The organism is Microbacterium meiriae (assembly GCF_040702565.1).
Taxonomy (GTDB): domain Bacteria; phylum Actinomycetota; class Actinomycetes; order Actinomycetales; family Microbacteriaceae; genus Microbacterium; species Microbacterium meiriae.
Genome location: NZ_JBFBLJ010000002.1, coordinates 494,888 through 517,593, shown reverse-complemented (window position 1 = coordinate 517,593; position 22,706 = coordinate 494,888). Strand labels below are relative to the sequence as shown.

19 protein-coding genes are annotated in these 22,706 nt (G+C 70.4%); 7 read left to right on the top strand and 12 right to left on the bottom strand.

Going from position 1 to position 22,706, the window contains the following annotated elements:
• Nucleotides 1–111: 111 nt before the first annotated feature.
• The 3 genes from AB0310_RS09920 to AB0310_RS09910 form a co-directional block, all read right to left on the bottom strand.
• Nucleotides 112–1,137 carry an Lrp/AsnC family transcriptional regulator gene (locus AB0310_RS09920; protein WP_025102843.1) on the bottom strand — a complete coding sequence of 342 codons (1,026 nt, stop codon included), beginning with the start codon at nt 1,135–1,137 and terminating at the stop codon, nt 112–114.
• A 53-nt stretch (nt 1,138–1,190) separates the two neighbouring features.
• On the bottom strand, nt 1,191–1,844 hold the full coding sequence (locus AB0310_RS09915) for a hypothetical protein (protein WP_268777856.1): 654 nt from the start codon (nt 1,842–1,844) through the stop codon (nt 1,191–1,193).
• 85 nt (nt 1,845–1,929) lie between these two features.
• Nucleotides 1,930–4,491 (bottom strand): fibronectin type III domain-containing protein, encoded by a 2,562-nt coding sequence (locus tag AB0310_RS09910; protein WP_366237142.1) that lies wholly within the window; start codon nt 4,489–4,491, stop codon nt 1,930–1,932.
• 142 nt (nt 4,492–4,633) lie between these two features.
• On the opposite strand from AB0310_RS09910, the gene AB0310_RS09905 reads away from it, so the two are divergent.
• Entirely contained in the window at nt 4,634–6,061 is a 1,428-nt protein-coding gene (locus AB0310_RS09905) for a CCA tRNA nucleotidyltransferase (protein ID WP_268777858.1), read from the top strand.
• Between the two features lie 88 nt (nt 6,062–6,149).
• On the opposite strand, the gene treZ is transcribed toward AB0310_RS09905, so the two are convergent.
• The 4 genes from treZ to AB0310_RS09885 are packed head-to-tail and all read right to left on the bottom strand — an operon-like array spanning nt 6,150 to nt 12,695.
• Nucleotides 6,150–7,892, bottom strand: coding sequence for a malto-oligosyltrehalose trehalohydrolase (gene treZ / locus AB0310_RS09900; protein ID WP_366237141.1), 1,743 nt, complete (start codon nt 7,890–7,892; stop codon nt 6,150–6,152).
• Nucleotides 7,889–10,237, bottom strand: coding sequence for a malto-oligosyltrehalose synthase (treY, locus tag AB0310_RS09895; RefSeq protein WP_366237140.1), 2,349 nt, complete (start codon nt 10,235–10,237; stop codon nt 7,889–7,891). Before treY ends, treZ begins: the two co-directional genes overlap by 4 nt.
• Entirely contained in the window at nt 10,234–12,414 is a 2,181-nt protein-coding gene (glgX, locus tag AB0310_RS09890; RefSeq protein ID WP_259953756.1) for a glycogen debranching protein GlgX, read from the bottom strand. Before glgX ends, treY begins: the two co-directional genes overlap by 4 nt.
• Nucleotides 12,411–12,695, bottom strand: a complete 285-nt coding sequence (locus AB0310_RS09885; protein ID WP_060922071.1) for a hypothetical protein — start codon at nt 12,693–12,695, stop codon at nt 12,411–12,413. The genes glgX and AB0310_RS09885 overlap by 4 nt, the downstream gene beginning before the upstream one ends.
• A gap of 206 nt (nt 12,696–12,901) precedes the next feature.
• Between AB0310_RS09885 and AB0310_RS09880 the strand changes: the two genes are divergently transcribed.
• The 4 genes from AB0310_RS09880 (at nt 12,902) to AB0310_RS09865 (ending at nt 16,894) form a co-directional block, all read left to right on the top strand.
• Nucleotides 12,902–14,224 carry a GAF domain-containing protein gene (locus AB0310_RS09880; protein WP_259953759.1) on the top strand — a complete coding sequence of 441 codons (1,323 nt, stop codon included), beginning with the start codon at nt 12,902–12,904 and terminating at the stop codon, nt 14,222–14,224.
• A 170-nt stretch (nt 14,225–14,394) separates the two neighbouring features.
• Nucleotides 14,395–15,945, top strand: a complete 1,551-nt coding sequence (gene exaC, locus AB0310_RS09875) for an acetaldehyde dehydrogenase ExaC (protein ID WP_280567886.1) — start codon at nt 14,395–14,397, stop codon at nt 15,943–15,945.
• Between the two features lie 70 nt (nt 15,946–16,015).
• Nucleotides 16,016–16,405, top strand: a complete 390-nt coding sequence (locus tag AB0310_RS09870; RefSeq protein WP_366237139.1) for a DUF779 domain-containing protein — start codon at nt 16,016–16,018, stop codon at nt 16,403–16,405.
• 84 nt (nt 16,406–16,489) lie between these two features.
• The gene (locus AB0310_RS09865) at nt 16,490–16,894 is read left to right on the top strand and encodes an arsenate reductase ArsC (protein ID WP_522727336.1); all 405 of its coding nucleotides are present in this window, start codon (nt 16,490–16,492) and stop codon (nt 16,892–16,894) included.
• Between the two features lie 259 nt (nt 16,895–17,153).
• Here AB0310_RS09865 and AB0310_RS09860 read toward each other — a convergent pair whose 3' ends face one another.
• Nucleotides 17,154–17,354, bottom strand: a complete 201-nt coding sequence (locus AB0310_RS09860; RefSeq protein WP_366237138.1) for a hypothetical protein — start codon at nt 17,352–17,354, stop codon at nt 17,154–17,156.
• Between the two features lie 61 nt (nt 17,355–17,415).
• Complete coding sequence (locus AB0310_RS09855; protein ID WP_366237137.1) at nt 17,416–18,054, bottom strand: TetR/AcrR family transcriptional regulator; 639 nt, start codon at nt 18,052–18,054, stop codon at nt 17,416–17,418.
• 63 nt (nt 18,055–18,117) lie between these two features.
• Here AB0310_RS09855 and AB0310_RS09850 point away from each other — a divergent pair, with 63 nt between their 5' ends.
• On the top strand, nt 18,118–19,428 hold the full coding sequence (locus tag AB0310_RS09850; RefSeq protein ID WP_366237136.1) for a glycosyltransferase: 1,311 nt from the start codon (nt 18,118–18,120) through the stop codon (nt 19,426–19,428).
• Nucleotides 19,429–19,652: 224 nt separating this feature from the next.
• Here AB0310_RS09850 and AB0310_RS09845 read toward each other — a convergent pair whose 3' ends face one another.
• Nucleotides 19,653–20,741 (bottom strand): DUF3137 domain-containing protein, encoded by a 1,089-nt coding sequence (locus tag AB0310_RS09845; protein WP_259953769.1) that lies wholly within the window; start codon nt 20,739–20,741, stop codon nt 19,653–19,655.
• Nucleotides 20,738–21,643: a hypothetical protein gene (locus AB0310_RS09840; RefSeq protein WP_366237135.1), complete on the bottom strand. Its 906-nt coding sequence runs from the start codon at nt 21,641–21,643 to the stop codon at nt 20,738–20,740. Before AB0310_RS09840 ends, AB0310_RS09845 begins: the two co-directional genes overlap by 4 nt.
• A 65-nt stretch (nt 21,644–21,708) precedes the next feature.
• Here AB0310_RS09840 and AB0310_RS09835 point away from each other — a divergent pair, with 65 nt between their 5' ends.
• The gene (locus tag AB0310_RS09835) at nt 21,709–22,068 is read left to right on the top strand and encodes an avidin-fold protein (protein WP_292797011.1); all 360 of its coding nucleotides are present in this window, start codon (nt 21,709–21,711) and stop codon (nt 22,066–22,068) included.
• A 2-nt stretch (nt 22,069–22,070) separates the two neighbouring features.
• Here AB0310_RS09835 and AB0310_RS09830 read toward each other — a convergent pair whose 3' ends face one another.
• On the bottom strand, nt 22,071–22,658 hold the full coding sequence (locus AB0310_RS09830; protein WP_234024180.1) for an Lrp/AsnC family transcriptional regulator: 588 nt from the start codon (nt 22,656–22,658) through the stop codon (nt 22,071–22,073).
• Nucleotides 22,659–22,706: the final 48 nt, after the last annotated feature.

Sequence of the window (22,706 nt, the reverse complement as noted above, 5' to 3'; positions counted from 1 at the left end):
GTCCTCTCCAGGGGTGAAGGCCCTGGAAGGGATACTCGCTCTATTTCGCCATCGCGTCAAGGCAATGCGAACGATCTCGCCATTTCTTTACACGTCCGTAACAGAATCGGCCTACAAGCGGATGGCTCCCGTCGGCATGTCCTGCGCCAGCGCCGCCGGCGCCTCGTCCACGATCAGCGAGCCGCGCAGCACCGGTGTGATGACGACGAGGGACTCCACGACCTCCAGCCCGTCGTGGCCGGCGACCGCGGGACCGGTGAGGAAGTCGTAGAACTCGTCCGCGTCGCGCACGAGCACGTTCATGAGGAGCTGCGACGTGCCTGTCGTCGCGACGATGAACTTCACCTCCGGGGCAGCGGCGAGGGCGGATCCCACCTTCTCCAGCCGATCCATCGGCACCCGCAGCCACACGAGGGCCTCCAGCCCGAGGCCGAAGAGGCTCGGCACGATCTCCGTGCGCGGGTGCATGAGCCCGCGGCGGTTGAGCGATTCCATCCGTCGGCGCGTCGTGGTGACATTCAGTCCGAGCGCGCGGGCGAGCTGTGCCACGGGCATCCGTCCGTCCTTCAGCAGGAGTCGGATCAGCGCTTCCTCGTCCTCACTCAGGGCGTCCGCCGGGTCGACCTCGGATCCGGACGACTCGTCCAGCATCCGCACCTGTTCGTCGGACAGCACCCCCACCCGCCAATCGTGCCCGGAGCGGAAGAACTTCAGCACCGTGGTGACGTTGATCGACGCGATGCCCTCCACTTCGGGGAAGTCCGTGAACAGTAGTTCGCGGATCGATGCGTCGTCGTGGGGGAGGAGCATGCCGGCGATGTCGCTGCTGCCCTCGAGGACCGACACGGACGAGGCGTCGGCGCGACGGGCGAGGGTGCGGGCGACGTGCCAGAGCGCATGCGGTTCGGTCGTGATCCGGAACAGGACGGCCCGCGCATGGAGTACGCGGGCGGGGTCGACGTAGGTCGAGACGCGCACAAGACCGCGGTCCAGCAGACGCTGTCCGCGGCGGGCGACCGTACGCTCCGGGAGGTCGACAACGCGGGCGATCTCCCCCCAGGAGGCGCGGCCGTTCACCTGCAGGGCCGCTGCGACGATCCGATCGGTCTCATCGGCCAGGGCATCGTTCGCGGGCACGGGTTCTCCTTCGCGGGTCGGGCACGTGAAGGTTATCCCAGACCCGGAGCGGGTCAGATGTCGGAGTAGTCGTTGGCGCCGCTCTGGATGCCGGTCACCACGTCCTCGGTGAGGACCAGGAGGACGTACTCCACGCCGACCTGTCCCGGGTGGACCAGCGATCGGGTGCCGGACACCTCGCGCATTCCGATCTTCAGGTAGTCCGCGATGCCGTCGCCGTCCTCATCCCACTCGTCCTCCGCGCCCGCCGACAGGGCCTCGGCGCGGCTGGCGCCGAGTCCGACCCCTTCCGGGGTCGTGAACGAGACGGACGGGGCATCCGCCGTCACCGAGACGACGATCCTCGAGTCATCGTCGGTCGCGCGCAGGCCGTCCCAGACATACGCGGTGTACTCGCCGCCGTAGGGACCCTCTAGCGGCTCCTCCTCCGGCGCGACGCTCATCGCGTCGGCCAGCGCATCGATGACGAGCTCCCTCTCGTCGAACGGAACGAGGGGACCGCCGTTGACGGCGATCCCGTCCACCGAGATCACCACGGTCTGATCCGCGGGCTCCGGTGCGACGGACGTCTCCGGCGTCGAGGACGCTCCGGCCGGTACCGTCGGGGCCGGATCGACGGGGGAGTTCTCCTGGGCGCAGGCGGTCAGGGCCATGGCGAGGAGAAGGACGGTGCCCGCGGTGGCGGCGCTGCGGAGGGACCGGTGCATGGTGCGAGCTTAGAGGCCGGGAGTGGGGGGAGACGGCACGGGCGCCGCCGGGAGTGCCGGCGGCGCCCGTGGAGGGAGGAGGGGGTTACTCGGCGTCCGTCGTCTCGATCATTGCGTGCGCACGGCGGCGACGCAGGGCGAACAGGCCGAGGCCGGCGGCGAGCAGCACGACGGCCCCGATGACGAACGGCGTGCTGTCGGCACCGGTCGTCGCGAGGTCGCCGTCGGTCGCGCCACCCGAGTCGCTCTCACCGGGGACGATCGCTCCGCCACCGGCCGCCGCGGTCACGGTCAGGGAGGCCGTCACCTCTGAGCCGTCGGGGAGGATCACGGCGAGGGTGTGCGCACCCGCCGGGGTGCCCGCCGGGATGGTGACGGTGCGCGCGAACGTGCCGTCCGCCGCGACCGTGACCGTACCGAGCGAGACCGGGTCGGACCGCAGCTCGAGCGCGAGCTCGGCGCCCTCCGCGAAGCCGCTGCCCGACACGGCGAGCGTGCCGCCGGCGGTGACCGAGGGCGCGCCCAGCTCGACGGTCGCGGGCTTCTCGGGCTCCGGCTCCTCCGTGACCGGTGGGGTGACGCCGGCCTCGGTCACCCACTTCTCGCCCGCGTCGGACTTGGTCACGGTGAACGTGTCGTAGACCGCGCCGACGGGGAGGTCGGTCGTGGCGTCCGGCTGCTTCTCGGCGAGGTACGACCGGTAGACGAGCTGGTTCTTCGAGACATCGATCACCTGGTAGGTCGTCACGCCCTGACCGCGCAGCACCTGGGTCGCGCCGTTGTTGGTCCAGACGTTCTTCTCCGGGGTCTCCAGGTCGTAGTGCTTGGCGCCGGAGTTCGACACGACGTACACCGGCCCCGTGGTCAGACCGGGAGTGTCCGTGGCGTCCGTGTTCACGAAACCGCGGGCATACGTGTGGTCGTGGCCCATGAGCACGAGGTCGATGTCGTTGCGCTGGAAGACGGGCAGCCACTCGGCACGGAGCACCGGCTCGTCACGACCGGCCGACGCCGAGAACACCGGCTGGTGGAACGTGACGACGTTCCACTTCGACGGGCTGTTCTGCAGCAGCAGGTCGAGCCACGCCGCCTGGAAGCGGGTCCACAGCGTGCCGATCTGCGACGACGGGCATTCCGCGCCCGTGCAGGACGGGAGCCCGGCCGGCGTGAGGAAGGTCGTGTCGCGCGTCGCGTTCAGGGTGATGAAACGGACGCCCTGGTAGTCGGTGTAGTACGCGGTCTCTGCGGCGAACGAGCTCCAGTGGTCGAAGAACGCACGATACTGCTGTGCGACCTCGGAGTCGCCCTTCGCGAGGTTCGCGAGGTCCCCGATCGAGCTCGTGGACGGGTTGTTGTGCGGGTACTCGAACGCGGCCTTCCAGGCGGTGAGGAGCTTGTCCCCCGAGTACTCGTGGTTGCCGGGGGCGGCCATGACGTTGGTGCGCACGGCGGAATCCTCCATGCCCTTGAACCAGTTCAGCCACTCGTTCTCGTTGCTGGACGTGTTGATGAGGTCTCCGGCGTGCACGGAGCCGATCGATCGCGGGGCGTGAGCCTCTGCCTGCTTCACGACGCTCGGCCAGGTGGTGTCGAGACCGATCTGGGCGTCGCCGTAGTAGATGAACTGGAAGTCGCTCGCCTTCGGGTCCGCGGTGCGGAACTCGTGCCAGTCGCTCCAGCTGCCGGGGAGGCCGACACGGTAACGGTACGCGGTGGCCGGGGTGAGGTCGGTGACCGTGGCCGAGAAGTGCTTGTTCGGGTTGCCGTTCACCACTCCGGCGTCGTAGGCGTCGACCGTCCTGGTGGCGCCACCTGCTGCGGGGCCGATCTCGACCTGACCTGCCGTGTGTGACGCGTCGCCGGCGAGCCAGGAGAACGACTGCGACACCTCCGGCTTCTCGGTCGGGGTGAGGATGACGCGGGTCGGCGGGGCGACGACGGGAGTGCCGGGGTCGGAGGCCTTCACGAGGGTCAGCGACGACATGTCGAAGTAGATGTCGGAGCTCGACGCGCGGTCCTGGAACAGCGACACGGCGATGGTGTTCGTGCCGTCGCGGAGCAGGTCGCCCTCGGCGCTGAACGTGCTGGTCAGGGGGTCGCCGTTGGAGTCTCCGGCGTACTCGACGTTGGTGGTGTCGGTGATGCGGCCGTCGACGTAGCGGGCGACCTCCTCGCCGTTGATCCACACGATGATCGCGTCGTCGAAGGTGACGGTGCTCTGCAGGGCGGCGACCTGCTCGGCGACGCCGGCCTCCAGCTCGAAGGTCGTGCGGAAGAAGTACGTCGGCACCGTCGGTGCCTTCACCCCGTCGAGGTAGTGGTTGAGGAGTGTCTTCGGGGTCTGCGGTCCCACCGGCGCGAGGGCGCCGTTCTTGGCACCGAAGCTGCCCGGTGCGGTCTTCCAGGCGCTGTCGTCGTACGCGGGCAGGGTCCAGTCGCGCAGCGCGGCCGGGGCGGGCGACGGGTCGGAGCCGTCGTCGAGGTAGTGCCAGGGGGTGTCGCCGGTGAGGAGCGATCCGGTCGGCACCTCGGGATCGGGCGCGGCGAGGGCCGCGGGGGCGACGACGGCGCCGCCGAGCACGGCGAGCAGCGCGACGGACGTCAGTCCGCGACGCCGCCACCGCACCGCAGGGGTGGGGGAGGTCATGTCTGTCCTTCGTGGGTGGGTGTCCGTGCTCAGCCGCACGGGGCGCTCCCAGCCCAGCGGAGCCGGATGACCGGGGTCTGACATCAAGACGACGGGGAGGTGAACGCGGGCGCGTCAGGGGGCGGCCGGTACGCTGGAACCCATGCTCAACATGGCCGACGGCCTCGCCCGTCTCGGCGCGCTCGCCGAGAATCCCGTCGTCCGTACCCTCGCGGAGGCCTTCGACGCCGCCGGTTTCGAGCTCGCCGTCGTGGGCGGTCCGGTGCGCGATGCGCTGCTCGGGCGGCAGACGCACGACCTCGACTTCACGACGAGTGCGTCGCCGGATCAGATCCTCGCGATCGTGAAGCCGGTGGCCTCCGCGCACTGGGACATCGGTCGCGCCTTCGGGACCATCGGCGCCCGGGTGCGCGGCGAGCAGGTCGAGATCACGACCTATCGGGCGGACAGCTACGACGGCGTGACGCGCAAGCCGACGGTGGAGTTCGGCGACTCGATCGATGGCGACCTCGTCCGCCGCGACTTCACGGTCAACGCGATGGCCCTCCAGGTGCCCGCGGTGAAGCTCGTCGATCCGACCGGCGGGGTCGAGGACCTCGTGGCGGGGGTACTGCGGACGCCGACGGATCCTCGGGTGTCGTTCGGCGACGACCCGCTCCGGATGCTGCGGGCCGCCCGGTTCAGCGCGCAGCTCGGCTTCACGGTGGAGGAGGATACAGAGCGGGCGATCACCGAGCTCCGCGAGACGCTGAAGATCGTGAGCCCCGAGCGCGTGCAGTCCGAACTCGTGCGCCTCATGCAGACCGACGACCCCGTCCGCGGCATCCGGGTGCTGGTGGAGACCGGACTCATCGACGAGTTCCTCCCCGAGGTGAGCGCTCTCAAGCTCGAGGTCGACGAGCACCACCACCACAAGGACGTCTACGAGCACTCCCTCACGGTGCTCAGCCAGGCCATCGCGCTCGAGCATGCCCGGAACCCCGGGGCGGCGCCGGACGTGCCGCTGCGGATCGCAGCTCTGCTCCACGACATCGGCAAACCCCGCACGCGCAAGCTCGAGCCGGGCGGTGCGGTGACGTTCCACCACCACGACGTGGTCGGCGCGCGCATGGCCCGCAAGCGGCTGCAGGCGCTGCGCTTCGACTCGGCGACCACGGATGCCGTCGCGACCCTGATCGAGCTGCATCTTCGGTTCTTCGGCTATGCGGAGGGGGCGTGGACGGATGCCGCCGTGCGCCGCTACGTCCGCGATGCCGGCGATCTGCTGGAGCGCCTGCACATCCTCACCCGCGCCGACGTCACCACGCGGAACAAGCGCAAGGCCGCCCGGCTCGCCGCCGCCTACGACGACATCGAGTCACGGATCGCGGCGCTCCGGGAGCAGGAGGAGCTCGACGCGATCCGTCCGGAGCTCGACGGCAACCGCATCCAGGAGGTCCTCGGCATCAAGCCGGGCCGGGAGGTCGGCGAGGCGTACCGGTTCCTCCTCGATCTGCGCCTCGACGAGGGTGTGCTGGGCGAGGCCGTCGCGGAGCAGCGTCTCCGGGAGTGGTGGGCGTCGCGCGGTTGACTCCTGCCGGCCCACCCCCTTCCGTGCGTCCCGGCCCCTTACGGCCGCACGCAGGGGGCCGGGAGGACCGGAGAGGGGTGGGTCGACCTCAGTTGACGATGGCGGCGGCGTCCGGGGGGAGTCTCAGGGACGTGGAGGAGCGCGTCAGGGCCGCGGTGGCGAGGAGGATCTCGGACGTGGCGGGGACACTGAACGTCGCGGGGGTGGGGGAGAGGTTCACGAGCACCGACACTCCTCCTCGGTCGATGCGGTAGACACGGTGCTCGGGGCGGCCGTCCGTCTCCCGGACCTCGACCGTCGTGTGCGCGGAGTCCGGGTCGGTGAGCTCCGGTCGCGCTCGCCGCAGTCGTGCCAGGTCGCGGTACAGCGTCAGGAGCCGGGAGTGCTCCGGGGCCTCGGCCTCCGCCCAGTCGAGGTGCGAGCGGTGGAAGGTCTCGGGGTCCTGCGGGTCGGGCACCGCATCCGGATCCCATCCCATGCGGGCGAACTCCGCCGTGCGGCCCTCGGCGACCGCGCGGCCGAGCTCGGGTTCGGGGTGGGAGGTGAAGAACTGCCACGGGGTCGTCGCCCCCCACTCCTCGCCCATGAAGAGCATCGGGGTACCCGGCGCCGTCAGGGTGAGCACGGCGGCCACCGCGAGCCGGTCGGGGGAGAGCGTGGCAGAGAGCCGATCTCCGGCGGCGCGGTTGCCGATCTGATCGTGGTCCTGCGCGAAGGTCACCAGCCGCCAGCTCGGCACCTCGGCCGGGATCGAGGCGCCGTGCGGACGGTCGCGGAAGGACGAGAAGGAGCCGTCGTGGAAGAAGCCGCCCTCCGTCACCTTGGCCACCGCCTCGTCTGCGGCGAAGTCGGCGTAGTACCCGGCGGTCTCTCCGGTGAGCGCGACGTGCACGGCGTGGTGCCAGTCGTCCGACCACTGCGCCGTGAGCCCGTAGCCCCCGGCTTCCCGCGGCAGGATGAGCGTCGGATCGTTGAGGTCTGACTCCGCGATGAGGCTCAGTGGCCGGTTCTGCTGCGCGGAGAGGGCGTCCACGCGTTCGGCGAGCTCCCGCAGCAGGTGCACCGGCCGCCGGTCGTGGAGGGCGTGCACGGCATCGAGCCGGAGTCCGTCGACGTGGAAGTCGCGCAGCCACATCAGGGCGTTGTCGAGGATGTACTCCCGCACGGCGTCCTCGTCGAGGTTCACCGAGTCGCCCCAGGTGGTGCTCTCGCCCTCGCGCAGGTACGGACCGAAAAGCGGGAGGTAGTTGCCGCTCGGGCCGAGGTGGTTGTAGACGACGTCCTGCACGACCGCGAGCCCGTGCGCGTGGGCGGCGTCGACGAAGCGCTGATAGGCCGCGGGGCCGCCGTACTCCTCCTGCACCGCGTACCAGAGCACGCCGTCGTATCCCCAGTTCCAGCGGCCGTTGAAGCCGTTCACGGGCAGCAGCTCGACATGCGTGACGCCGAGGTCGACGAGATGCGCCAGGCGACCGCTCGCCGCGTCGAGAGTGCCCTCCGGCGTGAACGTGCCCAGGTGCAGCTCGTAGATCAGTCCCCCCGCGAGCTGCCGTCCGGTCCACGAGGCGTCGGTCCACGCGAAGGCGGCGGGGTCGAAGGCCGCCGAGGCCCCGTGCACGCCGTCCGGCTGCCGTCGCGACCGCGGATCGGGGCGCAGGTCATCACTGTCGTCGAGGAGGAAGCCGTAGCGCTCACCGTCCGCGAGGACGACGTCGGCGGCCCAGTGCCCCTCTGCCCCCGCCGTGAGTGCGCGCTCCTCCACGGTGGTGCCCGCGTCGTCGAGGCGTCGTACCCGCACACGGGTCGCCCGCGGCGCCCACACCGAGATCATCGAGCCAGCTCGATCAGCGCGACCGGGTAGGTGTCGAGGAGTTCCGCCAGTCGCACGGGCCCGGGCGGGATCCGCCGGCCGGTGAGGAGGTCGGTCCCCGGCAGCTCGGGGCGCATCATGACCGTGTCGCCCCAGCCCCCGCGGCGCGCCAGCGCGACCGGCAGCCGTGTGGCCACGGCGGTCGCGCCGCCGCGGTGCACGGCGATCGCGTGGTCTGCGGCCTCACCTTCGACGACGGCCGGCCGGTAGAAGCGGAACAGCTCCGGATTGTCCCGCCGCAGTCGCAGTGCCCGCGAGGTCACCAGCAGCTTCGCGGCGCCGGAGTCGTCGATCGGGGGGACCACACCGCGGGCGTGGTCCGCGTCGAGATCCCGCAGCATCCGGGCGCGCAGAGCGAAGTCGACGGGTCGACGGTTGTCGGGGTCGACGAGCGAGAGGTCCCACAGCTCGGTGCCCTGATAGACGTCGGGCACGCCGGGGCCGGTGAGCTGCAGCAGCTTGGCGGAGAGGGAGTTGGAGCGCCCCGCATCGACGATCTCGGCCACGAAACGGTCGAGGATCGGCGCGGCATCGCCCTCGACGGACCGGGCGATCGCGGCCAGGCCCTCTTCGAACTCCGCATCCGGATGCTGCCAGGTCGTCCGCTCCGCGGCCTCACGCGCGGCCTTGGTGGCGTAGGCGAGCAGCCGGTCGGAGGGCAGCGGCCAGGCGCCGACCGCGGCCTGCCAGATCAGCGCGTCGAGCGGGCCGTGCCCGGTGGTCGCCACGTCGCGCAGCTCGGCCAGCACCTCGGCCCAGCGCTCCGGGATCTCCGAGAGCACCGACAGGCGCGCGCGCACGTCCTCCGAGCGCTTCGTGTCGTGCGTGGAGAGCGTCGTCATCGAGTGCGGCCACGCCGCCAACCGCGCCCGCTGCGCGTCGTGGAACTCCTCGACCGACAGCGCGGGGAGGGACGGGTCGGCGCCGACCTCGGTCAGTGTTCCGAGGCGGGTGAACCGGTAGAACGCGGTGTCCTCCACACCCTTCGCCATCACGGCGCCGCTCACCTGCGGGAATCGCTGCGCGACCTCGAGGCGCGGATCGTTCAGCAGCGGCTCCAGCGCCGTGAACGCGGTCGCGAGGTCGGGACGTCGCCGCCGTGCCTCCGCGAAGGCGGCGCGCAGGTGCTCGCGGCCCTCCGGGAGATAGGAGCGATACACGGGGAAGCAGGCGAGGAGCTCGGCCAGCGCATCGTCGGCGTGCACGATCCCGTGGGGGAGCGTACGCACCAGTCGGCGCACCTCGGCGGCCAGAAGAGTGTCCGCGATCATCCGCTTCGTGTCGTGGATGAGGTCGTGCCAGGGGAGCGGGTCCGGGAGACCGGTCTCCGCGCGGAGCCTGGCATCCAGCCGGTCCAGCGCCGCGACGCCCTCCGCGTCGACGAACAGGCGGTCGAGCTCGGCCAGCGCGTCGTATCCGGTGGTGCCGTCGGTCCGCCACCAGGCCGGCAGGGCCTCGCCCGGCTCCAGGATCTTCTCGACGAGCGTATACGCGCGTCCGGTCGCGTCGGCGAGCTGCTCCAGGTACGCGCCGGGGTCGACGAGGCCGTCCGGGTGATCCACCCGCAGACCGTCCGCGAGACCCTCCCGGATCCAGCGCAGGATCTCCCGGTGCGACTCGGCGAACACCTCGGGCCGTTCGACCCGGATGCCGGCGAGTTCGGAGACGGCGAAGAACCGGCGGTAGGTGAGGTCGGTGTTCTGGTCCTGCCAGAACCGCAGCTCGTAGTTCTGGGCGCCCAGGAGCGCCGGGAGATCGTCCGCCAGTGCCGCGGTGCCGGGGGCGAGGGGCAGCTCATGCTCGAAGTAGCGCAGAACGCCGTCCGGCGCGTCGGCGGCCGGCGTGGTGTCGACCACGAGCTCGCCGTTCGCGACGACCTCGTCCGGGCTCGCGCCCAGCAGGGGCAGCAGGAGACGCCCGCCGCCCGCTGCCCAGTCGATGTCGAACGCCGCCGCATGACGGGTCTTCCGACCCAGCCGCAGCACCTCCCACCACCACGGGTTCTGCCGCGGCACGGCCACCCCCACGTGGTTGGGCACGATGTCGACGAGGACGCCGAGGCCTGCCGCCCGTGCGGCCGCCGCGAAGCGGACGAGCCCCTCCGCGCCGCCGCGGTCGGGATCGATGCGGCCGTGGTCCACGACGTCGTAGCCGTGGTTCGAGCCGCGGGTCGCCGCCAGCAACGGTGACAGGTACGCCCACGAGGCGCCGAGCTCGGCGACGTATCCGGTCACCCCCGCGGCCGCGTCCAGGGGGAAGTCCTCGCTGATCTGCAGGCGATACGTCGAGACCGGTCTGTCGGTCATGACGCAGCCTGCTCGCTCTGCGCGCGGAGCGAGGCATCGACGGAGTCATCCGTGTCGACGGGCTCGCCGTCGAGTTCCTGCAGCACGAGCATGGCCTTGCCCTCGAGCGGCACGCTGTCCCGCGCCCGGAGCTTCCGGTCACCGAGTTCGCCGGCGGTGTCCACGGAGACGAGCCATTCCGCGCCGTGCCGGTCGTCCGGCAGGGCGAGGTCGACGGGCTCGTCGCCGCTGTTGAAGTAGACGAGGAAGTTCACGTCCTCCACGGGACGTCCGCGGCGGTCGTTCTCGCGGATGCCGCGGCCGTTCAGGAACATGCCCACGGAGCGTCCGAAGCCCGAGTCCCAGTCCTCCGGCGTCATGCGGGCACCGTCCGGGCGCAGCCACACGACGTCGGGGATGCGCTCGCCGTCCTCGTCCTCGTCTGCGACCGGGCGTCCGTCGAAGAAGCGGCTGCGGCGGAAGGTCGGGTGCTCGTGCCGGAGCCGCGCGACCGCCGCCGTGAACTCCACGAGCGGCAGGTCGGCGGCCTCCCAGTCGATCCACGTGAGCTCGTTGTCCTGCGCGTAGCCGTTGTTGTTGCCGTGCTGCGTGCGGCCGAGTTCGTCGCCGTGGGAGATCATCGGCACGCCCTGCGAGAGCAGCAGGGTCGCCAGGAAGTTCCGCTGCTGACGCGCGCGCCGCCGGTTGATGTCGATGTCGTCGGTCGGTCCCTCCGCGCCCATGTTGTCGGAGCGGTTGTGGGATTCGCCGTCGTTGTTGTCCTCGCCGTTGTCCTCGTTGTGCTTCTCGTTGTACGACACGAGGTCCCGCAGCGTGAAGCCGTCGTGGGCGGTGACGAAGTTGATGGAGGCGACCGGGCGCCGGCCGGAGTGCTCGTACAGGTCGGCGGAGCCGGTGAGGCGGGAGGCGAACTCGCCGAGCGCCTGGGGCTCGCCGCGCCAGAAGTCGCGCACGGTGTCGCGGTACTTGCCGTTCCACTCCGTCCACTGCGGCGGGAAGTTCCCGACCTGATAGCCGCCGGGGCCGATATCCCACGGCTCGGCGATGAGCTTCACCTGCGAGACGATCGGATCCTGCTGCACGAGCTCGAAGAAGGCCGCGAGGCGGTCGACGTCGTAGAACTCGCGGGCGAGGGTCGCCGCGAGGTCGAAGCGGAAACCGTCGACGTGCATCTCGGTCACCCAGTAGCGCAGCGAGTCCATGAGCAACTGGAGCGCGTGCGGGTTGCCCGCGTTCAGGCTGTTGCCCGTGCCCGTGTAGTCCGTGTAGTACCGCTTATCCTCTTCGAGCCGGTAGTACGCCTCGTTGTCGATCCCGCGCATGGAGAGCGTCGGCCCGAGGTGGTTGCCCTCAGCGGTGTGGTTGTAGACGACGTCGAGGATGACTTCGATGCCGGCCTCGTGGAGCGCGCGCACCATGGCGCGGAACTCCTGCACCTGCTGGCCGTCCTGGCCGCCGGCGGCATAGGCGTTGTGCGGGGCGAAGAATCCGAGGGTGTTGTAGCCCCAGTAGTTCGACAGGCCCTTGTCCTGCAGCACCGAGTCATTGACGAATTGGTGCACCGGCATCAGCTCCAGGGCCGTGACGCCGAGGCGCTGGAGATGCTCGATGACCGCCGGATGCGCGATGCCGGCGTAGGTGCCGCGCAGCTCCTCCGGGACCTCGGGGTGCCGCTGGGTGAGCCCCTTGACGTGGGCCTCGTAGATGACCGTCTCCGCGTACGGGGTCTTCAGCGGACGGTCGCCGCCCCACTCGAAGAACGGGCTGACGACCACGCCCTTCGCCATCGCGGTCGCGGAGTCGTCGTCGTTGCGGGAGTCGGGGTCGCCGAAGTCGTAGCCGAAGAGGGACTGGCCCCAGTCGATCTCACCGGCGACGGCCTTCGCGTAGGGGTCGAGGAGCAGCTTGTTCGGGTTGAAGCGCTGTCCCTGCGCGGGATCGTACGGACCGTGCACACGGTAGCCATAGCGTTGCCCCGGCTGCACCGTGGGCAGGTAGCCGTGCCAGACGAACGCGTCGACCTCGGTGAGCGGCACTCGTGTCTCCGTGCCGTCCGCGTCGAAGAGGCAGAGTTCCACGCGCTCCGCGCCCTCGCTGAAGAGCGCGAAGTTGGTGCCCTGACCGTCGAAGGTGGCCCCCAGCGGGTACGCGGACCCGGGCCAGACCTCGCCGCTCATCCGGCGAGGGCGTGGTCGCGCGAGCCCGCGGCCATGGCACTGACGATGCTGACGGCATGGTCGTAGTCGTACACCTGAGCGATCTCCACAGCCCGAGGATACGGGTGTCCGAGGTAGCAGACGTAGAGCGGCGGCACGACCTCGATGTATCCGACGGGAGCGTCGTGCGCGACGACGTACCGGTCGAAGTCGATCCGCTCGCAGGCCGGCTCGGTCGCGGCGGGGTGGGCCGCGTCGGCGCGCTGCGAGGAGCCAGTGCTGGTGGGGGTGTGGACGTTCATGGCGCCTCCTGACTCGTGATGGGACCACGATAGGAACCGGGAACGGATTCGAGAACGGTATTGCCATCCGGGCCTCGACCGGCTACGCACCCGATGACGGCGGGATCACTCCCTGTTGCCCTGACCACTGCCGCGGCCGCTGTTCCGCCCGGTCGATCCTGCTCGTACACTGAGGGCACGCTCTCGACTCCAGAAACGGAGAACGCGTGTCTGCGACGTGGCACGATCCGCGGGAGGCGTCGCCGACGGCGTCTCGCCTCCTCGTCGAGCGTGCGCACGAGGAGCTCATCGCCGGCAACCTCGACGACCACCGCCTCCGCGAGGTGCGGCCACTCGTGCGGGAGTCGTGGGAGCGGTCCTGGCGCCGCCGTGTCGGTCCGGAGGCGCTGCCACCGCTCGACCTGTTCGAGGACGAGCTCGACGCCTATCGTCTGACTCACCCGCTCGCCTCCGCGATGGAGATGATCCGCGCGCTGCTGCTTCCGGGCGACTCCGAGGACTCGGGGGTCGTGATCGCCGTCGGAGATCAGGCAGGGCGCCTGCTGTGGATCGAGGGCGATGCGCAGCTCCGGTCCCTCACCGAGGGCATGGGGTTCGTGGCCGGCGCGAACTGGGCGGAGGACGCCGTCGGCACGAGCGCCCCGGGCACGGCGCTCGCCCTGGAGCGGTCGGTGCAGATCCGTGGGGCCGAGCACTACAACCGCCTGGTGCACCCGTGGTCGTGCAGTGCGGCGCCCGTGCGCGACCCGGAGACGCAGCGGGTCCTCGGCGTGATCGACATCACCGGCGGACCCGAAGTGGTGACCCCGCAGGCGCGACTGCTCGTCGACGCGACGGCGCGGGCGGTCGAGTCCGAGCTCCTCGTGGCGCGGCTGCAGCGACGAGCGGAGCCTCCGGCTCGACGCCTGCCGGGCAGGACCCCGCCGGAACCCCTCGCTCGCGCGCGACTGCAGGTGCTCGGACGCGACCGTGCCCGGTTGGAGACCGCGTCGGCACACGAGGAGGCCGTCACCGAGCTCAGCGCCCGGCACGCGGCCATCCTCCTGATGCTGGCCGTGCACCGCCAGGGCCTCTCCGCCGACCGGCTCGCGGAGCTCGTCTACGGTCCCGGGGTCTCGCCGGACACCCTGCGGCCGGAGATGGTGCGCCTGCGCAAGGTCCTGGAGCGGGCGGCCCCGGATCTCGTGCCGGAGTCCCGCCCGTATCGCCTTCCAGTGCCGCTGGAGACCGATGCTCAGGACGTGCTATCCCTCCTTGATCGCGGCGCCCACCGGGTCGCGCTGACGGCCTACCGGGGGCCGGTGCTGCCGGATTCGACTTCGCCCGGCGTCGAGGAGTTCCGCGATTCGGTCCGTGCGGCGCTGCGGGAGGTGATGCTGTCGGGGGCGAGTCTGGACGTGCTGCTCGCCTATGCGGACACCCCCGAGGGGAGCGAGGACGCGGAGGTGCTGCGGCTCGCGCTGGAGATGCTGCCGGCGCGCTCGCCGCGTCGTGCCGGTCTCGTGACGCGGATCGAGCGCCTCGGCTGATTCGAATCGCCCGATTGGTGCCATTTCGGCCGCGGATGCAGCCAGGTGAGCGATTCGAACGGGGCGCAACCGGCTGCAACGTTGCGCATCGGGAGTGCAACGGGGAGCGGCCTAGCGTCGAGGGAACACCGCGGCATCGACGCCGCGGCGCCCCCGTCGAAGGAGACCCCATGACCATCGTCGAAGAAGACGTGTCCCTCGCCTACGCCGCCCCCGGACAGCCCGGAGCGGTCGCGAACTACCGGCCCCGCTACGGTCACTACATCGGCGGCGAGTTCGTCGAGCCCGCCAAGGGCCAGTACTTCGAGAACATCAGTCCCGTCAACGGCAAGCCCTTCACCGAGGTCGGCCGCGGCACCGTCGAGGACATCGACCGCGCCGTCGACGTCGCCTGGAAGGCCTTCAGCGCCTGGGGCAAGACCAGCCCCGCGGAGCGCTCCGTGATCCTGAACCGCATCGCCGACCGGATGGAGCAGCACCTCGAGGAGATCGCGGTCGCGGAGACGTGGGAGAACGGCAAGCCCGTGCGGGAGACCCTCGCCGCCGACATCCCGCTCGCGATCGACCACTTCCGCTACTTCGCGGGGGTGCTCCGCGCGCAGGAGGGCGGCATCAGCCAGCTCGACGAGAACACCGTCGCGTACCACTTCCATGAGCCGCTCGGCGTGGTCGGGCAGATCATCCCCTGGAACTTCCCGATCCTCATGGCCGTGTGGAAGCTGGCGCCGGCGCTCGCCGCGGGCAACTGCATCGTCATCAAGCCTGCGGAGCAGACCCCCGCGTCGATCCTGTTCCTGTTCGACATCATCGGCGACCTGCTGCCGGCCGGGGTCGTGAACATCGTGAACGGCTTCGGGATCGAGGCTGGCGCGCCGCTCGCGCAGCACAAGCGCATCCGCAAGGTCGCCTTCACCGGCGAGACCACGACCGGCCGCCTCATCATGCAGTACGCCTCGCAGAACCTCATCCCGGTCACCCTGGAGCTCGGCGGCAAGAGCCCGAACGTCTTCTTCGAGGACGTCGCCCGCTCCACGAGCGACCCGTTCTACGACAAGGCGCTCGAAGGCTTCACGATGTTCGCGCTCAACCAGGGCGAGGTCTGCACCTGCCCGTCACGCGCCCTCATCCAGCGCTCGATCTACGACGGCTTCCTCGCCGACGGCCTCGAGCGTGTGGAGAAGGTCGTGCAGGGCAATCCGCTCGACCCTGCGACGATGATCGGCGCGCAGGCCTCGAACGATCAGCTGGAGAAGATCCTCAGCTACATCGACATCGGCAAGCAGGGCGGGGCCCGGCTGCTCACGGGAGGCGAGCGCGCCGACCTCGGCGGCGACCTCAGCGAGGGCTTCTACGTGCAGCCGACCGTGTTCGAGGGGACGAACGACATGCGGATCTTCCAGGAGGAGATCTTCGGTCCGGTGCTCTCGGTCACCTCGTTCGACGACTTCAACGACGCGATCTCGATCGCGAACGACACCCTGTACGGGTTGGGGGCCGGTGTGTGGAGTCGCAGCGGCGACACCGCGTACCGCGCGGGCCGGGCGATCGAGGCTGGTCGCGTGTGGACGAACACCTACCACCAGTACCCGGCGCATGCCGCGTTCGGCGGGTACAAGCAGTCGGGGGTGGGCCGCGAGAACCACAAGATGATGCTCGACCACTACCAGCAGACGAAGAACCTCCTCGTCTCGTACGCGGAGGGCCCGATGGGCTTCTTCTGATCCGCCCGAGCCCGGGTGTCGGGCGGCGCTCGCCGCGCCGTCCGGCACTCGGCATTCCGGAAGGAGTCCCATGGCCAGTCAGACCACGCCCGCCCGCGTCGCGGTGACCGACCCCGCCGCCGCGCTCGTCCGCGAACTCACCGCGCAGCACGGGCCGCTCATGTTCCACCAGTCCGGCGGCTGCTGCGACGGCTCCGCCCCCATGTGCTACCCCGTGGGGATGTTCCTCACCGGTCCCGGCGACGTGCTCCTCGGCACCCTCGACGTCGGGCTCGACGATCCGGTCGAGGTCTACATGTCGGCCTCGCAGTTCGAGTACTGGAAGTTCACGCACCTCACCATCGATGTCGTGCCGGGGCGCGGCGCCGGGTTCAGCGTCGAGGGCCCCACGGGGATGCGCTTCCTCATCCGGTCGCGAATGCTCGACCCCGCCGAGCTGGCGGGCCTCAGCCTGGCCTGAGGGCCTTCGAATCGCCCGATTGGTCCCATTTCGGCCGGAGATGCAGCTAATCAAGCGACTCGAGCGGGATACGCTGGCCCCATCGTGAACGCACCACACCGACCCTCCGTCCTCTTCGTCTGCGTGCACAACGCGGGGCGCTCGCAGATGGCCGCCGGCTTCCTCCGGCACCTCGCCGGCGACCGCATCGAGGTGCGCTCCGCCGGGTCGATGCCCGCTGCCGAGATCAACCCCGTCGCGGTGGCGGCGATGGGGGAGCTCGGCATCGACATCACGGCCGAGCAGCCGAAGGTGCTCACGACCGAGGCCGTGCAGGCGTCGGACGTCGTGATCACGATGGGCTGCGGTGACGCGTGCCCGTTCTTCCCCGGCAAGCGCTATGAGGACTGGGTGCTCGATGACCCCGCCGGTCAGGGAATCGATGCCGTCCGGCCGATCCGCGACGATATCCGCGGCCGCATCGAGACCCTCGTGGCCGAGCTGCTCTGACCCGCGCTCAGCCCGCCCCGTCGAGCACCTGTCAGGGGGAGAGCTTCGGCCTGGAGCTCTCTGGCAGCGACGGCACCCGAGTGCCCTGGACCCGGACTGCGGAGTTCAGGTAGAGAGCTGCCACTGCGAGCGCCACCAGGCCACCGATCACGGCCAGCACCGGACTCGGTGAAGCGAATGCTCCGAAGGAGGCCATGATCCCTTGGATCAAGAACATTGCGCTGAGGAGGATTCCGCTCCCTCGTGTGCTGGTCATCTTTCACCAGGGGCGTGGGGCGTCCGACTCTCCGGGGCTACGGAACGTTCGTGCCGCCACGACGACGGCCGCCACGATAACCACGGTGGCCCACACGAATCCGAGTTCGAACCTGAGGACCGTGAGCGGTACGACGGTGAGCACGATCCCGACGATGACGACGAGCAGATACCCGACCTTGGCGGTCGGTGTCTTGATGCGCATGAGTAGCACGTTACGCGTTGGTTGACGAATCGGTCAACGAATGTCCTCGCCGACCTCGTCGTCACGCCGACGGAGAGGCCGCGGCGAGCACAGCACTCCGCAGCCAGGAGCGGTAGCGGTCCGGCGACCAGCCGGACTGCACGACGAGCTGCTGGTGGCTCTCGGGCGAGAGCAGGAACGAGAGCACGTCGGCGAGGGTGTCGCCGTCGAGGTCGGAGGCGACGATGCCCCGGCGCTGCAGTTCCGCCGCGAACCCCCGGTAGTCCGCCGCCCGGTTCGCGAGGATGCGCTGCAGGGCGGCATCGACGACCGGGTCGGAGAGCGCCGCGCCCAGGAGGACCGTCCAGAGGGCATGCCCGCGCTCGTTCGCGGCGCCGATCTGCGTGATGACGGCGTCCAGGAAGACGTCGTCGGGCAGGGCCGTCAGTCCCGAACCGGCCTCGGTGTCGGCGAGGGTCTCGGCGGCTTCCGAGCCGGAGAAGGTGACCTCGAAGGCGGCGATGAGCAGTTCCGCCTTCGCCGCCGTGGTCTTCACCGTCTCCGCGGACACCCCGGCCTCCCTGGCGATCGCGGAGATCGTCGTCGCCTGGTATCCCTGCGCGGCGAACAGGCGGGCGGCCGCCGCGACGATGCGCGCACGGGTCTCCTCGGCCTGGCGGGTCCGCAGGGCGGAGCGGTAGGGGCGCACACTCGACGTCATTGACTTTCCTCAAAGGGTGATGAATACTTCAACGGTACAACCAACCCTATCGAGAGAGCCGCCATGTCCCGTTACCTCCTCACCTGCACTCCCGCTCACGGGCACGTGCTCCCGCTGCTGCAGGTCGCCAGGCACCTGGTCGCGGGCGGGCACGAGGTCCTCTTCCTCACGAGCAGCCGATACGAGGAGCGGGTGACAGCGGCCGGTGCGCTGTTCCGCCCGCTGCCCGCGGAGGCCGACGTCGATCTCGACGACGCGAACGGCGCGTTCCCCGAGCGCGAAGGTCTCACCGGGGCGGCCGCGCTCCGTTTTGATATGAGCACCCTCTTCATCCGCCCGGGTCGGGCTCAGCTCGAGGCCGTGCGCGTCGAGCTGGCGCGGAACCGCATCGACGCGGTCCTCACCGAACCGCTGTTCGTCGGTGCTGCGCTGCTGCAGCGGTTGCGGAAGGCCGAGCGGCCCCCGGTCGTGGTCCTCGGGATCTTCCCGCTCGGCGCTCGCAGCGTCGACACGGCCCCGTTCGGGCTCGGAGTCACGCCGATGCCCGGGCCGTTCGGACGCGTGCGCAACGCCTTCCTGCGTCTGGTGGCGGAGCGCGTGATCTTCGGGGGCGTGCAGAGGGAGGCCGATGCCATGGCGCGCGAGGTCGTCGGCCGCGATCTCGGCGGATTCGTGCTCGACTGGGCGGGCCGCGCCGACGCGTACGTGCAGTTCTCGGTTTCCGCGTTCGAATACCCACGGTCCGACCTCCCGGCGTCCGTGCATTTCGCCGGGCCCCTTCCGGCCGCGCCGTCGACGGCACCGCTGCCGGACTGGTGGTCCGACCTTGACGGTCGGCGGCCCGTGATCCACGTCAGTCAGGGCACCATCGCCAACGCGGACTTCGGTCAGCTCGTGCTTCCCACGATCGCCGGGCTCGCCGCGACCGACGCCCTCGTGGTGGTATCCACCGGCGGCCGTCCTGTCGTCGCGCTCCCGGCGGAGCTGCCGGCGAACGTCCGGGTCGCCGAGTACCTGCCCTACGACCGGCTGCTGCCGGAGATCGACGTGTTCGTCACCAACGGCGGCTTCGGCGGGGTGCAGCAGGCCCTGGCCCAGGGTGTCCCGCTGGTGGTCGCGGGTCAGACGGAGGACAAGGTCGAGGTCTCCGCCCGAGTCGGGTGGACCGGCGTGGGCATCAACCTGCGGACGAATGCGCCGAAGCCGGGACAGGTCGTCGCGGCCGTGCACCGGGTGCTGGCCGAGCCGGCGTTCCGCGACCGCGCACGGCAGGTCGGAGAGGCGATGCGCGCTGCGGACGCCTGGCAGACGCTCGACGCGGTCCTGGCGGGGGAGGCCACTCGGGCCGCACCAGACAGCGCGATGCACCGCTGACTGCCGCGCGGGAAAGTGCATTCCCGCGCATGAACGCAACCGGGTGCAACGTCCGCCGGTATACCATCCGGGTATCGCCACGCAGCGTCAGTCCCCAGCTGACCACGGGCGGGACGGTCGAACCGTCAATGCGGAGGGAACGTCGAATTCCTTTCGATCCCGAGGGGGGATGGGGTGGGCGTCGGTTCCCCAGAACGACACCCACCCCCACATCGGACTCGTCGTCAGTTCCAGCGGCTGAGCATCCAGAAGACCGCGAAGCCGATCACCACGAGGATCGGCACCCACGTGCCCGTGCGCTTGAGGCGCCGACCCTGCGGCGCGACCCCCGGCGGTGGGGTGATCATCCCCGCCGGCGGAGCGAACGGGAGCGCGTGGCCCCCGGGCGCCGCCGCGGCAGCGAGGCGGTCGTCGCGCCACCGCGCCCACTGGTCGAGCTTGGTCAGCAACGCGCCCACCGTTCCGAACAGCCAGGCCCACGTCGCCGGATCGAGTGTGGAGGCCCGGCGGGGCGTGTAGAGGAACAGCCAGTCGTCGACGATCTCGACGTCGAGCTGCGCGGCGTTGTCGATGAAGCGCGCCATGATGTCGGGCGTGAAGAGGTAGAGCGCGTCCTGCTCGTAGCCTTCGGGGCAGTACAGGGTGAAGTGCTGATCGAAGTCGCCCTCGAGCGACAGACGCTGCGCCCGCTGGAACGACGCCGGCAGGTTGGAGCCGAAGCCGTTGTTGCCCTTCGCGTCGAGCACGATGTTCGGCAGGGGCACATCCAGCTTCACGGCGACGTAGCCCCAGCGATACGTCGTCGAGTTCTTCCCGGACTGCACCGTGTACTGGTAGTTGCCGAACTCCACGAACCGCGGGTGGGTTCCGCGGACGAGGTCGGTGGCCAGGCGCGAACGGCCGAGGTGGAAGATCATTCCGGGGAGCGGCGGATCGTCCACGCGGGGCTCGTACGTCATGCCGTTGGCCTGCGCGAACCGGTGCAGGCGGTACCGAGCGGTGCGCGCGTTGCGGACGCCCATCCAGACGAGCACACCCACTCCCGCCGCCACCAGGAGCAGGAGGACGAGCGGGATCGCCGCGGAGGCGGGGGACCCACTGCCCGCTGCCAGCGCCACCACCACGGAGGCGAGGATCGGGAGCAGCACGACTCCGGCGATCGCCACGGCTACGACGGCGATGATCGACGACACCGCCATGCCGGTCGTCCGCCGGGACCGGAGCTCCGCCGTGAAGGCGCGGACGGCGGCCGGGTCGACCGGATCGGTGAGGGGACGCGCGTCGAACGACGCCGACGCCTGCGGAGACGTCATCGGTTGACCTCGTCGGCGTCCCAGGTGAGGTCGGCGCCCTCGCGAAGCGCCTTCGCCTCCAGACGTTCGTCCGTGCAGATCGCGCGGACGAGGTCGGGCGAGCCCGCGACGATCGTGGAGTCGTAGTCGATCTCCGAGACCATCACCCACGTGCGATCCTTCGGCCACAGGATGTTCGGGCTCTGCGCGGAGGGCGGGAAGCCGTGCTCCTCGCCCACCCGGTCGCGCCACGGCACGCCGAGCACCCAGGCCGGATCGATGAAGTCCCTGGCGCCGCCGGAGAACAGCACGTAGCCGCGCCCGGGGAGCTGCAGCCGCGGCCCTTCGGAGATCTCCCGCGAGAGGATGCCGTCCTGCCAGGTGGGCTTCCGGAAGACGTTGTTGAACGGGTCGTGGATGCTCCGGTCGAGCATCGCCTGATGGTTCGGGTCGTCGCTGAACGTGAGGAACGCGCGGGACGGGCCGTCGCCGAAGAACCCGACGAGGGCGCCGAACCCGTCCCAGAGCGCGACGACCCCGTCGTCCGGGGTCGCGGTGTGGGCGGCGAGGTGCCCGGCCAGGATCGACACGAGGTCGCTGTCGAGCGCACCCTCGAGCGGCGCCGTGAACTCGCGGCCGTCCGGAGCGATGCGGGTCCGCCAATCGGCGTCGACGGGAGTCCGCACGATCCGGTGCCACTGCGCCTCCGCGTGCATCGTCGTGCCGAAGGTGGCGGCGGTCTGCGCCCAGCTGACGCGTACCTCGGAATCCGCTGCCGTGGGACTCTCCCGCACGGTGGCGGGATGGAAGACCCGGGCGTACGCGGGGAAGCCGCGGGGGACGACCGCGTGCATGCTGCCCAGACCGTCGTCGAGGGTCTCGCGCAGCCACGCGCCGACGCCGGGGTCAGCGATCCACTCCATGCGACCACGGTACCGGCCGTGTCCGACGACGCGAGCCGCGGCCGTCGATCCCTCATAATCGAGGGGTGACTGCCACCGCGATCCTCCCCTCCCTCGACGGCCGACGCTTCCGCATGGTCTCGTCCACGACCTCCGCCGTCGACCCCGACGCCCCCAGCGTCTTCGAGTACTTCGAACGCGACGGCGCGATCTGGGGCGGCTACGAGGGCGACACGGTCACCTTCGGGAAGTTCGTGGGCACGCGTACCGGCGACACGATCTGGGTCTCGTTCGTCCACGTGCTCAAGGCCGACGGCACCGTCGTCACCGGGGACGGCGAGAGCGAGCTGGAGCTCACCGACGACGGCCGCATCCGTCTGGTCGAGCACTACGAGATGCACGGTCTCCCGCAGCTGAGCGTCGTCGAGGAGATCCCGGCCGCCTGACCTCAGCGCGGCGGGAGCGCATCCCGACCGGGGGAGGCCGGCGTCCACCGGGTCATCCCCAGCGGGACCTCGGTCTGCCGCTCCGGCAGGTCGCCGGGCAGCAGGTAGGGCCGCCGGATCACTTCGTCGAGCACGACGACGCTGACCACCGTCCGCACCTCCGGAAGCTGCGCGATGACCCCCGTCGAGAACTCGTGCACGCCGCTCACGTCGACGGCGCGGATGAGCAGCATCGCGTCGTGCTCCCCGGTCGTGATCGCGCACCACTCCACGTCCGGCATCTCGATGATGCGCTCCCGGAACGAGGCCCAGGCCTGCGGCATCACCGTGACGAAGACGAGCGCCCCGATCGACAGCCCGGCCTTCGCCTGATCCACGCGCGCGCTGAATCCGGTGATGACGCCGTCGTGCACGAGCGACTCGACCCGCGTGTAGGCGCTGGCCCGCGAGATGCCGACCTTCTCGGCCAGCGCGGCGATCGAGACGCGACCGTTATCGCGCAGCACATCGAGGATTCTGTACGCCGTCTCATCCAAAGGGGCGGCACTTCGTCCAGATTGCTTCGACGGATCCGCGTCCTTGCTGGACATATTGCTCCTCACATCCGAGGTTCTCGACAATGCGTGCCTGTGTGACGC